Origin of the sequence: Jejubacter calystegiae (assembly GCF_005671395.1) — a bacterium.
Taxonomy (GTDB): domain Bacteria; phylum Pseudomonadota; class Gammaproteobacteria; order Enterobacterales; family Enterobacteriaceae; genus Jejubacter; species Jejubacter calystegiae.
Genome location: NZ_CP040428.1, coordinates 4,860,863 through 4,875,605, shown reverse-complemented (window position 1 = coordinate 4,875,605; position 14,743 = coordinate 4,860,863). Strand labels below are relative to the sequence as shown.

General features: G+C 53.2%; 14 protein-coding genes and 1 pseudogene. 6 read left to right on the top strand and 9 right to left on the bottom strand.

The genetic code is table 11. The features are described from left to right. Positions 1 to 16 precede the first annotated feature (16 nt). Positions 17 to 1,675: an alpha-keto acid decarboxylase family protein gene (locus FEM41_RS22835; RefSeq protein WP_196240472.1), complete on the top strand. Its 1,659-nt coding sequence runs from the start codon at positions 17 to 19 to the stop codon at positions 1,673 to 1,675. 138 nt (positions 1,676 to 1,813) lie between these two features. Then, positions 1,814 to 2,782: a glucokinase gene (gene glk / locus FEM41_RS22830; protein ID WP_138098759.1), complete on the top strand. Its 969-nt coding sequence runs from the start codon at positions 1,814 to 1,816 to the stop codon at positions 2,780 to 2,782. A gap of 15 nt (positions 2,783 to 2,797) precedes the next feature. On the opposite strand, the gene FEM41_RS22825 is transcribed toward glk, so the two are convergent. After that, complete coding sequence (locus FEM41_RS22825) at positions 2,798 to 3,523, bottom strand: LytR/AlgR family response regulator transcription factor (RefSeq protein WP_138098757.1); 726 nt, start codon at positions 3,521 to 3,523, stop codon at positions 2,798 to 2,800. Then, positions 3,520 to 5,208: a sensor histidine kinase gene (locus tag FEM41_RS22820; protein WP_138098755.1), complete on the bottom strand. Its 1,689-nt coding sequence runs from the start codon at positions 5,206 to 5,208 to the stop codon at positions 3,520 to 3,522. Before FEM41_RS22820 ends, FEM41_RS22825 begins: the two co-directional genes overlap by 4 nt. A 364-nt stretch (positions 5,209 to 5,572) precedes the next feature. Here FEM41_RS22820 and alaC point away from each other — a divergent pair, with 364 nt between their 5' ends. Continuing rightward, complete coding sequence (alaC, locus tag FEM41_RS22815; protein WP_138098753.1) at positions 5,573 to 6,775, top strand: alanine transaminase; 1,203 nt, start codon at positions 5,573 to 5,575, stop codon at positions 6,773 to 6,775. A gap of 58 nt (positions 6,776 to 6,833) precedes the next feature. Here the strand turns inward: alaC and ypdK are convergent, their stop codons facing one another. The 3 genes from ypdK to FEM41_RS22800 all read right to left on the bottom strand — a co-directional run bounded on the left by ypdK (position 6,834) and on the right by FEM41_RS22800 (position 9,162). Next, positions 6,834 to 6,893 carry a membrane protein YpdK gene (ypdK, locus tag FEM41_RS25230; RefSeq protein WP_421805496.1) on the bottom strand — a complete coding sequence of 20 codons (60 nt, stop codon included), beginning with the start codon at positions 6,891 to 6,893 and terminating at the stop codon, positions 6,834 to 6,836. 450 nt (positions 6,894 to 7,343) lie between these two features. Further along, on the bottom strand, positions 7,344 to 7,523 hold the full coding sequence (locus tag FEM41_RS22805; RefSeq protein WP_138098751.1) for a hypothetical protein: 180 nt from the start codon (positions 7,521 to 7,523) through the stop codon (positions 7,344 to 7,346). Positions 7,524 to 7,533: 10 nt separating this feature from the next. Further along, positions 7,534 to 9,162, bottom strand: a complete 1,629-nt coding sequence (locus FEM41_RS22800; RefSeq protein WP_138098749.1) for an OFA family MFS transporter — start codon at positions 9,160 to 9,162, stop codon at positions 7,534 to 7,536. A 969-nt stretch (positions 9,163 to 10,131) separates the two neighbouring features. On the opposite strand from FEM41_RS22800, the gene FEM41_RS25225 reads away from it, so the two are divergent. From FEM41_RS25225 to FEM41_RS25220, 3 genes are read left to right on the top strand one after another with little or no spacing between them, the layout of a single operon-like run. Then, positions 10,132 to 10,443, top strand: a complete 312-nt coding sequence (locus tag FEM41_RS25225; protein ID WP_421805494.1) for a molybdopterin-dependent oxidoreductase — start codon at positions 10,132 to 10,134, stop codon at positions 10,441 to 10,443. Positions 10,444 to 10,471: 28 nt separating this feature from the next. Then, on the top strand, positions 10,472 to 10,975 hold the full coding sequence (locus FEM41_RS22785) for an AraC family transcriptional regulator (RefSeq protein WP_338324521.1): 504 nt from the start codon (positions 10,472 to 10,474) through the stop codon (positions 10,973 to 10,975). Next, a complete protein-coding gene (locus FEM41_RS25220; protein ID WP_138098745.1) occupies positions 10,914 to 11,129 on the top strand; it encodes a helix-turn-helix domain-containing protein in 216 nt (71 codons plus the stop codon). The genes FEM41_RS22785 and FEM41_RS25220 overlap by 62 nt, the downstream gene beginning before the upstream one ends. 111 nt (positions 11,130 to 11,240) lie before the next feature. Here the strand turns inward: FEM41_RS25220 and FEM41_RS22775 are convergent, their stop codons facing one another. The 4 genes and pseudogenes from FEM41_RS22775 to FEM41_RS22760 form a co-directional block, all read right to left on the bottom strand. Then, positions 11,241 to 11,909, bottom strand: a complete 669-nt coding sequence (locus FEM41_RS22775) for a DUF3313 domain-containing protein (protein ID WP_138098743.1) — start codon at positions 11,907 to 11,909, stop codon at positions 11,241 to 11,243. A 213-nt stretch (positions 11,910 to 12,122) separates the two neighbouring features. After that, a pseudogene (locus FEM41_RS22770) lies at positions 12,123 to 12,457 on the bottom strand (transposase); the annotation flags it as partial. Next, positions 12,400 to 13,098: a response regulator gene (locus tag FEM41_RS22765; RefSeq protein WP_138098741.1), complete on the bottom strand. Its 699-nt coding sequence runs from the start codon at positions 13,096 to 13,098 to the stop codon at positions 12,400 to 12,402. The gene FEM41_RS22765 and the pseudogene FEM41_RS22770, both read right to left, overlap by 58 nt. After that, complete coding sequence (locus tag FEM41_RS22760) at positions 13,088 to 14,725, bottom strand: ATP-binding protein (protein ID WP_168198850.1); 1,638 nt, start codon at positions 14,723 to 14,725, stop codon at positions 13,088 to 13,090. The genes FEM41_RS22765 and FEM41_RS22760 overlap by 11 nt, the downstream gene beginning before the upstream one ends. Positions 14,726 to 14,743: the final 18 nt, after the last annotated feature.

Genomic DNA, 14,743 nt, shown 5'->3' with positions numbered 1-14,743 from the left:
TGAGAAAGGAGCCATTATGCCAATCCACTACAGCGTTGCCGATTATTTGCTGGATCGCCTTGCCGAATGTGATATCGGACATCTGTTCGGCGTCCCCGGAGACTATAACCTCTTTTTTCTCGATCACGTCATCGATCACCATTCGGTGCGCTGGACCGGCTGCGCTAACGAGTTGAATGCCGCCTATGCCGCCGACGGTTACGCCCGCTGTCGCGGCGCGGGCGCGCTGCTTACTACCTTTGGAGTGGGGGAACTGAGCGCTCTGAACGGGGTGGCGGGCAGCTATGCGGAGTACCTGCCGGTTGTCCACATCGTTGGGGCTCCAAAGCGCGAGATCCAACAGCGCGGCGCGCTGGTACACCACACCCTGGGCGATGGCGACTTCCATCACTTCGTGCGCATCGGCGCCGAAATGGCGGCGGCCTGGAGCATTCTGACGCCGCAAAACGCCTGTTCTGAGATTGACCGCGTTATCTGTACGGCACTGAGCGAGCGGCGCCCGGTCTATCTGCTGCTGCCCTGTGACGTAGCGGAAGCGCCTGCCACACCGCCAGAGTTCTCGCTGGAGATACCAACATATTTTGCCGCACCGAAGCGGCTGGAAGCGCTACGCCTGAGCGTTCAGCTGTTACTGGATAATGCCCCTCGCGTGGCGCTGCTGGCGGATTTCCTGGTGCAACGCTACGGTCTGGACGGTGAGCTACGCAAGTGGATGAGCGAAGCGCCGCTGCCCCATGCCACCACACTGATGGGCAAAGGACTGTTTGATGAGACTCAGCCGGGATTTATCGGTACCTGGAGTGGGGGCGGCAGCGCGCAAAGCGTACGCCAGGCCATTGAAAACGCCGATCTGACCCTCTGCATTGGCGTACGTTTTACCGACACCGTCACCACAGGATTCACTCATCACCTGGAGGAGGCGCGCACCATTGATATTCAGCCGGATGCCGTCAGGGTAGGAAACCGCTGGTTCAGCGGCATCCCCATGGCGCAGTCGGTGGAGGTGATTCAGCAGCTATGCCGCCAGAACCTGCGGGGGCGCGAACTGGATGCGCCATCGCCGCCGCCGCTACCGGCCTGTCATGAAGGGCTGCTCAATCAGCATGCTCTGTGGCAAACCCTGCAGGCCTTTATTCAGCCGGGCGATATCGTGCTGGCGGATCAGGGCACGGCCTCTTTCGGCGCCGCTGCGCTGCGTCTGCCCGGGGAAGTTAACTTTATCGCTCAGCCGCTATGGGGCTCGATTGGTTATACGCTACCGGCCGCCTTCGGCGCCCAGACCGCCTGTCCGGATCGCCGGGTGTTATTGATTGTTGGCGATGGCGCGGCCCAACTGACTATCCAGGAGTTAGGAAGCATGCTGCGCGATGGCCTGCGGCCGATTATCCTGGTGCTGAATAATGATGGCTATACGGTTGAGCGGGCGATCCACGGCGCCGAACAGCGCTATAACGATATCGCCAACTGGGACTGGACCCGGCTTCCACAGGCGCTGTGCGTGGACTGTCCGGCACAAAGCTGGCGGGTGACGGAACGGGTACAGCTGGAAGGGGCGCTCAACAAGGCAGCCTCTTCACGGCGGCTGTCGCTTATCGAGGCGGTACTGCCCCGTCAGGATGTGCCGGAGCTGCTCAGTCGGGTGACCGAATCTCTGGGTTACGCCCAAGAGTCATAACCGTAGCTGAAACGTTTAAGGTTATTCTGTGACGGGGGTCAATATTCACGGGGCATCTGTGCTATGGTCGTTGTTGTTGTCCGGGCTTGATTCTAGAGTATGGACAGACTTTTCAGACTTAAGCGGAGCATCTGACCAATGACCAATTTTGCCCTGGTGGGGGACGTCGGCGGCACCAACGCGCGCCTTGCGCTGTGTTGCCTGGATAATGGCGAAATTTCCCGTGCTAAAACGTATTCCGGGCTGGATTACCCCAGCCTGGAGGCCGTGGTGCGCGTTTATCTGGAAGAACAGAGCGATGTCAGCATTGATAAAGGCTGTATCGCCATCGCCTGTCCGGTCAATGATGACTGGGTGGCGATGACTAACCACACCTGGGCCTTTTCGATTGCGGAGATGCGCAAAAATCTGGGCTTCAGCACCCTGGAAATCATCAACGACTTTACCGCGGTTTCGATGGCGATTCCGATGCTCAGTTCAGAGCACCTGATTCAGTTTGGCGGCGGCAAGCCGGTGGAAGGCAAGCCCATTGCGGTATACGGCGCCGGTACCGGGCTGGGAGTGGCCCATCTGGTGCATGTGGATAAGCGCTGGGTCAGCCTGCCCGGGGAAGGGGGGCATGTGGATTTCTCCCCCAACAGCGAAGAGGAGGATATTATCCTTGAACAACTGCGGGCCGAAATGGGACACGTTTCAGCCGAGCGCGTGCTTTCCGGCCCAGGTCTGGTGAATCTCTATCGCGCTATCGTGAAGGCCGACGGGCGGCAGCCGGAAAACCTGCAACCGAAAGATGTGACCAAACGGGCACTGGACGATAGCTGCACCGACTGTCGTCGCGCGCTGTCGCTGTTCTGCGTGGGGATGGGGCGTTTCGGCGGCGATCTGGCGCTGACCATGGGCACCTTCGGTGGGGTCTATATCGCCGGTGGGATCGTGCCGCGGTTTCTGTCGTTCTTCCAGGCCTCGGGATTTCGCGGCGGCTTCGAAGATAAAGGGCGCTTTAAGTCCTGGGTCGAAGATATTCCGGTTTATCTGATCACCCACGAACAGCCGGGCCTGCTGGGCTCCGGCGCCCATCTGCGTCAGATTCTGGGGCAGGTGCTTTAATGCCGTGCGCCTGGCTTACAGGCGCATCAACTGGCGAAAGGCCTTTACTCTGCTGCGGCTGACCGGCACCTGAAAATCCAGATCGCGTAGCCGCAGTATGTAGGTATTGTTAAACCAGGATTCGATCTCGCGGATCTTACTGAGGTTGACGCAGTAAGAGCGGTGGCAGCGGAAGAAGTGACCTTCCGGCAGGCGGCTGCAAAACTCCGTGATGTTGATCGGCATAATATAGGTCTCACGCCGGGTATAGACGAAAGTCATCTTCTCGTGGGCTTCGGCGTAGTAGATATCATTGATATCGGTCACGATAATCCGTTCGTCTTTGATCAGATTGATCGTGGCGTTTTCGCGCGCAGCGCCACCCTGCGGCTGGTTCTGCTGCTGCCAGGCGTGGTGCAGCTTGTTCAGCATGCTGATAATGCGCGACTCTTCCCAGGGTTTGAGAATGTAGTCGAACGCTTCCAGCTCGAATGCCTCTACCGCATGCTCTTTCCAGGCGGTAATAAAAACGACAAAGGGCCGTTTGGCGAATTTGCTGATATTCTGCGCCAGCAGTACTCCGTCGAGAGATGGAATGTTAATGTCCAGGAAGATGGCGTCCACTTCGTGATGCTGCAGATATTTCAGCACGTCCAGCCCGTCGTCAAAGATGCCCACGATCTCCATCTGGCTGTGTTCTTTGATTAACCAGCTCAGCTCCTGCTGGGCCGGGACTTCATCTTCAACGATAATCACTCTCATGCTTCATCCTCCTGCGGGGCCGCACCGGCTCTCGGGACGGTGAAGGCGATTTCGGTGCCGGGCTCCAGGCGGCGAATATGCAGCCCCTCGCCGTAAAGCAGCTTTACCCGATGGTGTACGTTCAACAGGCCAATCTTATTGCCCGGCATCTCGTTGCTTTCCACCCGGGCGATGACCGCCGGGTCAATGCCATGGCCGGTATCCCGCACGGCAATGCGTACCCGGTTGTCGCACTCGCTAATGCAGATGGTGACCACGCCTTTACCTTTACAGGGCTGAATGCCGTGCACGATGGCGTTTTCGACCAGCGGTTGAATCAGCAGGCTGGGGATCCGGCATTCCACCTCTTCATCAATGTCGTAAATCACCGTCAGCTTATCGCCAAATCGTGCCTGCTCAATGGCGATGTAGTCTTTGATCTGGTACAGCTCGCGCTTGATATCGATGGGTTCGTCGTCATTCAGCTCAATGTTGTAACGCAGATAGCGCGACAGATTAAAAATCAGCTGGCGGGCGGTATCGGGATTCAGCCGAATCGACGATGAAATAGCATTCAGGGCATTAAACAGGAAGTGAGGGTTAATCTTGCTCTGTAGCGCTCGCAGTTCTGCTTTGTTAGCCATTTCGCGCAACTGCTCGGCCCGGGAAACTTCCAACTGGGTAGAGATAATCTGCGACAGTCCTACCGCCATTTCGCGCAGCGAAGAAGTGATCTGGTGGGCGTGGCAGTAGTAAATCTTCAGGGTGCCGGTCACCACCCCTTTTTCCCACAGTGGGATCACCAGAATGGAGTGGATCTCCGGAGTGCGCCAGGCTTCATCATCATTGCGAATAATAATCCGCCCGTAGCGGATAGCCTGGCGGGTGGTGGGGCTGATCTCATCCATATGGCCGCGATAGTTGTCGTGGCCAACTCCGGTGTAGGCCAGCACTTCGGCGGTATTGGTGATCGCCACTGCATCGGCATTGATATCGCGCCGGATGATATCGCAGATCTGATGCAGCGCGTCGCCGTTAATATTACGAAACAGCGGCAGCGTTTTATTGGCAATCTCCAGCGCCAGTTTGGCCTGGCGCGCCGCGCTGGCCTCTTTTTCCCCCTCCACGCTTTGTACCAGCAGTACGATAAAGCCGATACAGACGCTGCCCAGAATCATGGGGATACCGATCTTCGACACAATATCCAGCCCCAGCGCCATATCGGGAGCCAGCAGTACCACCAGCACCATGGTCAGGGTTTCGCACAGCATGCCGCCAAGAATACCGACGCGCCAGTGGTGCGATTTGGGAATACGCAGACTGATCCAGCCAGCGACAAAGCCCGCCACGATACTGGTGATCAGGCAGGGAATAGAAGTAATGCCGTCAATATCGATCAGGTAGCGGTGAATCCCGGCGATAAAACCGGTGATGATCCCCACCCAGGGGCCGAACAGAATACCGCCAGACATCACGGCGATAATGCGCACGTTAACCAGCGAGCCTTCCACCGGCACGCCGGACCAGGTGCTGAACAGTGCGAACAGCGAAAACAAGACCGTCACCGCCATCAGCTCTTTGGGCGTATGGGCACGCTTATGCAGCAACTGGCGGAACAGCCGGATGCGAATCAGGAAGAACAGGCAAATCAACATCAGGGCCGCGCGGTCAAATACCGCCAGCAGCATATTGAAAATATCGTGCACCAGGCGCTCGTAACAAAAGGGGAGGGGTTATAGGATAAAAAATCTGGCGCGGGATCGCCAGCTGAAGCCCCATTCAGACGCGATCCCCGGATAGCAAAACGCAATAACGGTGAAAAAACTCTGCCTGTAGTGCCGTCTGGCTTTAGATATTGCTTATATCAGATACGGTAAGTTAACTGCCTGGTTTTGATCTTAATGTCAGAATAATAATCTTATAATAAATCCGTTTCCCTCTATCCTTCGGTGGATCTTTTTTAATTTGCCTCTCGACAGCATAAAATTTTTCATGGCAGGATGGATAAAGGCCATGCAGTGGCCGCGTCGCTCGGACGGTCCGGGCGCTGACGTGAATAAAGAGGAATCTATGACTGACTCCAGTCCCAAACGCCGTTTCGGGCGTATCGACAGGCTTCCCCCCTATGTGTTTAATATTACCGCTGAACTGAAGATGGCTGCGCGACGGCGCGGCGAAGATATTATCGACTTCAGTATGGGCAATCCGGACGGCGCCACGCCGCCGCATATCGTTGAGAAGCTCTGTACCGTGGCCCAGCGCCCGGATACCCACGGCTACTCCACCTCGCGCGGTATCCCGCGACTACGGCGTGCGATCTCGCGTTGGTATCAGGAGCGCTATCAGGTAGATATCGATCCTGAAAGCGAGGCCATCGTTACCATCGGTTCTAAAGAGGGGCTGGCGCATCTGATGCTGGCGACCCTGGAGCATGGCGATACGGTGCTGGTGCCAAACCCGAGCTACCCGATCCATATCTACGGTGCGGTGATCGCCGGTGCCCAGGTGCGTTCGGTGCCGTTGGTGGATGGGGTGGACTTCTTTAACGAGCTGGAGCGCGCCATTCGGGAAAGCTACCCCAAGCCGAAGATGATGGTGCTGGGCTTTCCGTCTAACCCCACTTCTCAGTGCGTCGAACTGGAGTTTTTCGAACGGGTTATCGCCCTGGCGAAGCGCTACGATGTGCTGGTGGTGCACGATCTGGCCTATGCCGACATCGTTTACGACGGCTGGAAGGCGCCGTCGATTATGCAGGTGCCGGGCGCCCGCGATGTGGCGGTGGAATTCTTTACGCTTTCCAAAAGTTACAATATGGCAGGCTGGCGTATCGGCTTTATGGTCGGCAACCAGGAGCTGGTGGCGGCGCTGGCGCGCATTAAGAGCTATCACGACTACGGCACCTTTACGCCGTTGCAGGTGGCGGCCATTGCGGCACTGGAAGGCGATCAGCAGTGCGTGCGTGATATCGCGGAGCAGTACAAGCGTCGCCGGGACGTACTGGTTAAAGGGCTGCATGAAGCGGGATGGATGGTGGAATGTCCGAAGGCGTCGATGTATGTCTGGGCGAAGATCCCTGAACCTTACGCCGAGCTGGGCTCGCTGGATTTTGCTCGTAAGTTGCTGAAAGACGCCAAAGTTTGCGTGTCGCCGGGTATCGGCTTCGGCGAATATGGCGATACTCACGTGCGCTTTGCGCTGATTGAAAACCGCGATCGCATTCGCCAGGCGGTGCGCGGCATTAAAGCGATGTTCCGGGCTGACGGGCTGCTGTAACCCAGCGGCAGAAACACAAACAGGAGCCATTGGCTCCTGTTTTTCTTCCCCGGCGGGGTTAATCAAGCATCAGGAAAAAGGTGCCTGCCCACAGCAGCAGAATCACCGAGATGCCCATCAAAAAGTATTTCACGTTACTTTGCTCCGCGTTTCCGCCTGCACGCTTGAATTCACATTTCAATGCTCAAACACAGTACCTGGAAGAGGGCCGATTTAGCGCTCCGCTCCTCTGGCACCATGGCCCGGACGGGTCAGACGGCGCTAATGTACCTGCAAAGCTGGATCGAGACAAGCCTCGCTGCATAGCCTGATAAACATTTGGTGCGGCAGCTGCTTTAGCGTGGTGGCGAAAAGCGCGGCCCTGCTGTTAACACTGTCTGATAACAATGAAATGATGTTTCATTGATTAAGAAAAATCGTATCGCATCGATGGATCAGAAAAATGTCTGGGGGGCTTCTGGTATTCAGACTTTCTTTAATAACAGCCGGTCAGTACATGGCTACTTCCGTCTGGTATCTGTTTGACCCGTGGGACGGCGTGGCGGCATATCAACCTGCGCCGCAGTGGTTAATTTCCACGGCACCAGCGGCGTACAATAAATGCCGCGCCGACGCCGTTAAGCACGCACAGCATAGCGGCTATCCAGATATCTTCCTCTCCGGCCTCGAAGCCGGAGAGGTACCAGAATGTCGGCAGTGTCAGCAACAGGGTAATGGTCAGCCAGGGGATGAGTTGTCGACATGGCATGGTTGTCGCCTCAGCGGAAGAAGGCCGTCGCCTGGCTCAGGGTAATGCCAATACCCCACAGCAGCGGAATTCCCACCATCAGCCAACTGATGATGAGCTGAGGATATTCCGGGTTCGCTTTCCAGTTTATGGCAGGTGACAGCGAGTTTTCCGACGTAGTGACCACCTCGCGCATCCGGTGTTTATCTGCCACCGGTCGCACCAGCAGCGTACAGAGCAGGCCGACTATCAGCAGCCCCGATAAGACGATAAGCGTAATATCGTAGACCTGGCGCGGCGGCACGCCGATGCTCAGCTGCCAGTCGCGCAGGTAGTTAACCAGCACCGGGCCGCTAATTCCCGCCGCAGACCAGGCCGTCAGCAGGCGACCGTGGATAGCGCCCACCATCCGGGTACCGAAGGTGTCGGCCAGCCAGGCGGGAATGGTGGCAAAGCCGCCGCCGTACATCGAAATAATGACGCACAACACAATGGCGTACAGGGTGACGTTACCGGCGCTGTTAATCAGCAGTAGCGAACTATAGAGGCTGGCGCCCAGCAGAAAGAAGAGGGAGAAGGTGATTCTGCGGCCGCACAGATCAGATAGCGAGGCCCAGAAGAAGCGCCCCATAATATTGAACAGGCTAAGCAGGCCGGTAAAGCCTGCCGCCAGAGTGGCGATGCGCGCCAGTTGGTCTTTATCAAGCTGCTGCCAGCTGAGATCCAGTCCCAGCAAACGCCCGGCGAAGATCTCCTGCAACATAGGAGAAGCCATGCCCAGTAACCCGATACCGGCGGTGACGTTCAGCCACAGCACCAGCCACAGTAGCCAGAACTGCGGGGTGCGCCAGGCGACATTGACGTGTACCTGAATGGTACTGATGCCGCGGCCAGTTGAAGGCCGGTAGCTTTCGGGAGTCCAGCCTTCGGGTGGCACCCGATAGCTAAGGGTGCCGGTTAGCATAAAGATAGCGTAGATCAGGGCCAGCGCCAGCAGACTCTGCCAGACGCCATACCCCCGATCGGTGGCGAAAACGGTCATCAGCCAGTCGGCCAGCGGCGCGCCGATCAGCGCGCCGCCGCCAAACCCCATAATCGCCATACCGGCTGCCATGCCCCGTTTATCCGGGAACCAGCGCATCAGCGTAGAGACCGGCGAGATATAGCCCAGGCCCAGGCCGATACCGCCAATGGCTCCGGCGCCAAGCCACAGCAGCCATAGCTGGTGGGTGTAAATGGCGAGCGACGACAGCGCCAGGCCGCCGCACCAACACAGGGTTGCTACCATTCCCACTCGCCGTGGTCCCACCTTTTCCAGCCAGTCGCCCCAAAGCGCGGCGGCGGCGCCCAGAAAGACGAAGAACAGGGTGTAGGTCCAGCCGAGCATCGATATTTTCCAGTCGCATTCCCGGGTGATGAGCTGCTGCCAGACGCTCATCTCCGCCGGGCAGGTCAGCGGCGCGTTGCCGCCAATCAGCTGTGACATTGGCAACCAGTACACTGAAAAGCCGTAGGCCATGCCGATACACAGGTGCAGCGCAAGGGCCGCAGGCGGAACCCGCCAGCGGTTATAGCCCGGTCGGGCGATGGTGCGCTGCTTACTGAAAAAACTGTGCTCTGTAGTATGAAACGGCAGGTCGCCGACGCTCTGTTGAGTCATATTTCTGCTCCTTGATATGGGATACAACGCCTGGCGATTTATTAAGCAGAATGGATGCCAGGAGGGAGCAGGTTGGGGGAAAATGAGAGGCAGAACGATTAAGCGTGATAAAAAAATGACTGTCAGAGAAGAATTAAAACTTAAGAACTTAGAGTCAGAGTGTATGAGTATTCGTATTTTGATAACTGGTATAGGACTGATGTTGACCTGTCCTGACTTGAGGTTGTATCAGATTGATAAAATCACGCCACGATTTTTGATAATTACCTGAAAAGATTTACGTGACTGTATATTCGGCTAGTTTACGGCTATGACAGAGAGATTTGCTGAAAGGTGAGAAGAGAACAGTTTTGTACAATACCAGTTTATCAGATTGTTTTATCTTCACTTTATTATAGATAAAGTTCATTATAAGGTAACCTCATGATCAGGAAAGGTTTTTTATGGGTGAGAGAGAGGCCTTTAATCTCAACTGTAGCGACTCTTGGGCCTGGAGGCTCCAGCAGCGAGGCAGCTGCTAAATACTTAGTTGAAGAAACGAAGAATTCGTGGGACGTAAAGCTGTTTAATTAGTTCTGAATATGATCATGTCGTCAGAGGTGGTTCTGGACTACATGATGAAGATTATATGCGGTGTACGTGTCGGGATAATTATCCTCCGACAGTACGTGATAATATAGTTAGCTTTCGTTGTGTTAAAAATTTATTGACTGGAGAATAAACATGAAAATACATGGAACTCCTAATATTGAAAAAAACCTTCATCGCTAAGGTATTATCAGGAAGGCTTGCCTGGTTTTTTGGATATGAATGATTGGAGGCTTAGTATCTACTTACCAGACCATGAGGTGCCGTATCATCTAACGTCGGAAGAAATAAAGAAAATTAATCCTGTGACTGAAAGCAGACGAGTCGTCTGTGTGTGTAACTGGAGTATCCGGCGTACATGGAGTGGTGTATTATTGTCTGATGTTGGCATGTTATGGAGATTATAACCTGAAGCAATTAAGTTTGGGGACGCATAACGGGATATATGACTCTACAATTCCATTGTTGGAAACTATTAATAACCGTTCAATGCTAGTATGGGCAGTTGATGGGGAGTTATTAAGCCTTGAGGAGGGTTATCCTTTACGATTTGTTGATTTTTCTTTATATAGATATAAAGGTGTGAAATGTCTGTCGAAGTTACATATTGTTAAATCATTCGAGCAGGGGTTTTGGGAAAAGAAAGCCAAAGAGATACAGGATAGTAGGGGTTGTCGAGCATGGTGTTTGTGATTTTTTTCAATAAGGGGGGGCGCAAAAAATAGACTCAGGAACAGTCGTAATTATTAACCCCGAGGATGTTCATTCGTGCAATCCGGTTAGTGGTGATTTTTGGAGTTACAAAATGCTTTATATTGATATTTCGTGGTTGATTAAAATACAGTCAATGGCTCTTTGTGCTCAACAGAATTCATTGTTTTATTTTTCTATGTTGCATATAAAAAATAAAATCATTTATGATGCCTTTCAACAATTCTACAATGCAATAGTTGAGAGCGAATCCACTTTGCTTATAGAAGAGGAGGGCGTCAATTTTTTTACTGTTTTATTCTCTTTTGTTGGTGTTAGTGAATTTACAGTAAAAAAAGATGATGATGGGAGGATGAGGAAAGCATATGAATATATTGCTAAAAACTACAAAAGAAAACTTTCAGTTTATGATATAGCAAAAAATACAGGGGTGAGTGAATTCTATTTGATTCATGGTTTTAAGAAAAGATTTGGGATTACTCCACATGCTATATCAGATAGTAATGCGAATTAATAAAGCCAGGCAATTATTAAAACAAGGAGAAAGCATAACGGCGATAGCTGCAGAATTAGGGTTTGTAGATCAGAGTCATTTCCATCGTAGTTTTAAGAGAATTGTTGCGGCTACACCATTCCAATATAAATCCTGGGTTACGGATAGAGAGTGATTTTATGAGGTATTGATAAAATATAGCTGTTTATGGCCGACGAGATATATTGGTCAGCCATTTTTATATAAAAATAAGTTAATAGGAAACGTTGGGTTTATTAAATCATTTTCAAATTTTCGCTACTTTAAAATTGCGGGCGTCTTTCGCCAGGTCGTCCACCACACCTTTCATATCGTTCAGCGTCAGCAGCTTACTGGCATTGGAAATTTGCTTCCCCTGGCCTTTACGCACAAACTTCGCCACCACTTTATGGGTTTGCGAATCGATAAGTTCGCCTTCGAAGTAGAGGTGGGTATCCTGGGTTCGATAGCCGGTGACATACTCGGTTCCCGCCAGCGCCAGGGTGATGGGCAGCACCTCATAAAATTGCAGTCCCTGGTTCGAGGTATCTACGGCGGTAATGGCGCTACGGAACACCAGGGTGCCTTTACCCGGTTTATCGACCAGCGGATAGCGTTTCGACACCGCATCCTTCATCTGGATATCGGTATAAGAGAGGATCTTATCCAGCGTCTCTTTACCGATCTGGGTGGTGGGTTTTGGCTCGGGATAATAGACAACCGGCTGATAAATCACGCTGTGATAGTCTTCGGGGTTAAAGTCTTTGGCGACCCAACGCATCACCGGTTTTCCGGAGGCGGTCTCGGCCTCCTCAAGTCCGGAGTAATCTTTCATAAAACCGGAATACTGCTCCGGTGAGGCAAGTTTGCTGGCGCAGCCGCTTAATAAAAGCGCGCAGCCGGCGAATAAAAATGGAACAAAAGTTGAACGCTTCATGTCGGCTCCTGGATATAGAGGCGCCAATCATAGCGGTGCCGAAAAAATAGACTACTTAATCATTGTGTTAGCGCATCTAATTTCATTTGTGGTTATTGCGGCTGTAACAAGTTTGCGGTTAATGGTCTCTGGTGGCCCTCCCTGTCGTGATTAAATGATCATATAATCGCTTATCTCGCCAGCTGGTACGGACTCACCTATGGTGAAATGAACTCGCTGCTGCCACTGTTTTAATTCGGGGAGCATTTTATCCGTAACCGCGCTGATGGTGGCGGTGGAAACGCTGAAGGCATATAAATATTCAATTTCCTGGCTGATATCCTGGTGGGTAACTCATCGGAGAGCGTGGTCTGATGCTTTTTCACTCACTGAGGCTCAAAAGTGCCATTACGATCGCGCGGGGTCGCCAGTTCAAAGCTGCCAGTCGGGGCTTTAATCGTCTTTTTGCTGAAGCCGTTTTTACGGCTGGCGCCCAGTTTGATTAAAGGCGTTAAGAGTCCGTCTTTGCCCGTTTGTACATCCTGCGCGGGTGCCCAATCTTTCCGTATAGCATCTCTACACTCAGAAAACCTGTTTCCACGCAGTGCTCCAGATAGCGCCTGGTTGTGGTTTTACTTAAGCCAGTTTCGCTCACTACCTCATCCACAGAAAAGTAGTACGTCACTTTGTGATTAAACAGCGCCTGTATCCGCGCCAGCGTATTCTCATCAATGCCTTTGATTCCATTGTCCAGACGGTATTTTTTAGCCTGTAGTTGGTACAACGAATCCACGTTCTGCTGATCGACAATCTTCCACACCCGTTGCTGCTCGACAAACTGCACAAAGCGTTCCAGCGACTGGCTGAGCCGCTTCCAGGAAACCGGCTTCAGGATGTAATCAAACGCCCCGTTACGGATGGCCTGACTGCAGGTGTCCATATCGCTGGCGGCGGTGATAAAAATCACCGAGCAGTTGGCGCGAGCGAGCATCGGGTTGCTGATAAGGGTGATGCCTTTACCGTCTGGCAGGTAGTTATCCAGTAGCATCAGCTGCGGCTGTTTGTTTCCAAGCTCAACCTGCGCTTGTGCCAGCGACGAGGCAATCCCCACCAGCCTCAGGCGCGGATGTTTGCCGATCAACTCCGCATGCAGTTGCGCCAGTTCGTTCTCGTCTTCAACAATCAGTACGTCGATAAGTTCATGTTGCATAATCGGTATTTTCCAGTTCCTGTGCAGGATGCCGGGCGGTTCCCGTGGCGGGGATAAACAGTGAGAAAATAGCTCCCCGCGGCGTGTTATCGGCAACCTCGATTGCACCACCAGCCTGTGTAACATAACTTTCGATCAGATACAGGCCAATGCCGTGATCGCCGCGCGTTTTGGTGGTGATGCCGCGCTCAAATATCCTGTCACGGCTCTCCGGTTTAATGCCAACACCCTGATCGGCCACTTCGATGATGAGTTCCTGTTCGCTCAGTTTTATCAACACTTCCACGGGAGCATGAGGAAGCGGTGAACGCTGCGTCGCTTCAATGGCGTTATCCAGTAGGTTACCAATGATTGAAATCAGCTCCTCTTCAGGCAGAGCCAGGAACGGTCTGTCCAGTCGACAGGCTGGGTCGAAATTCAGCTCGACGCCTTTCTCCCGTGCCCGCGCGGCTTTCCCCAGCAGCAGGCCGCACAGGGTCGGGGAACTAAAGCGCGAAGAGATAAAGTCCAGCAGTTCCTGGGCGTGCTCCGACTGCGCCTGAATGTAGCCAATCGCCTCCTCATAGCGGCCCATATGCAGCAGACCGGACAGGGTGGTCATCCGGTTTAGCTGCTCGTGACGCATGATGCGCAGGTTATCGACATAGCGTTTGACCTGGCTGAGCTGGGCGCTGAGCGAGTCGATCTCGTTGCGATCGCGGAAGGTGATCACCCAGCCCTGTAGAGAGTCCTCAAGCATGATGCGCACCCGGCTGGCGATCACCGTGAGATCGTTAAAGCGGCAAATCTCGTCATGGGTATCTTTTGCGAGCATCGTTTGTGTTTTGAAGAACGGGACAGGATCGATCACCTCGCTTATCAGCTGCCCGCGCAGTTCACGGGCCGGCCGGCTCAGGCCCAGCAGTTTGCGTGCCGCCTGGTTAATCACTTCAATTCGTCGTTCATCGTCAATGGCGATCACCCCTTCATAAATGGACTCCATCATCGCCTTCTGCTGGCGCACCAGCAGGCCAATTTCTCGCGGCTCCAGGGAGAAAATCTGCTTTTTGATACTGCGGGTAAAGAACCAGGAGAAGATAAAGAGGGCAAGCAGCAATAGCACAGCGGCAATCAGGATGTTAACCACTTTACTGACGGTGATGGTATCAAGATAGCTGGTGAGATAACCCACCGAGACAATCCCCACCACCTGACCTGCATCGTTAAAAATGGGCGCTTTGCTGCGCAGCGAAATGCCCAATCCTCCCTTGCGGATGGTGGTGGTGCTTTTACCGTGCAGCACCTCTTCGTTGTCCCCCCCGACCAGCGTATGACCCACTCTGTCAGCAAAAACGGAATGAAACAAATGCAGCCCCTTGTTATCGCCAATCACAATAAAACTGGCGTCACTGTGGGTTGCTATTTTCTGCATAAAATCGTGAATGGCGTTGATATCTTTTTGTTCGACTTCTTTTCGCAATGATGGAATAAGGGCTATTTCTTCTGCCTGTATTTTTGCGCGCGCACTCATTTCCTGATAAAGCTGTCGGCCAACGTCGATATAATAATATCCGCCCAGTAGCGTAAAAAGCACTGAGAAAAAGACAACCAGCGAAACAAACAGCTTAATCTGAAACGATACTTTCATAACTATCACGCGTGGTAT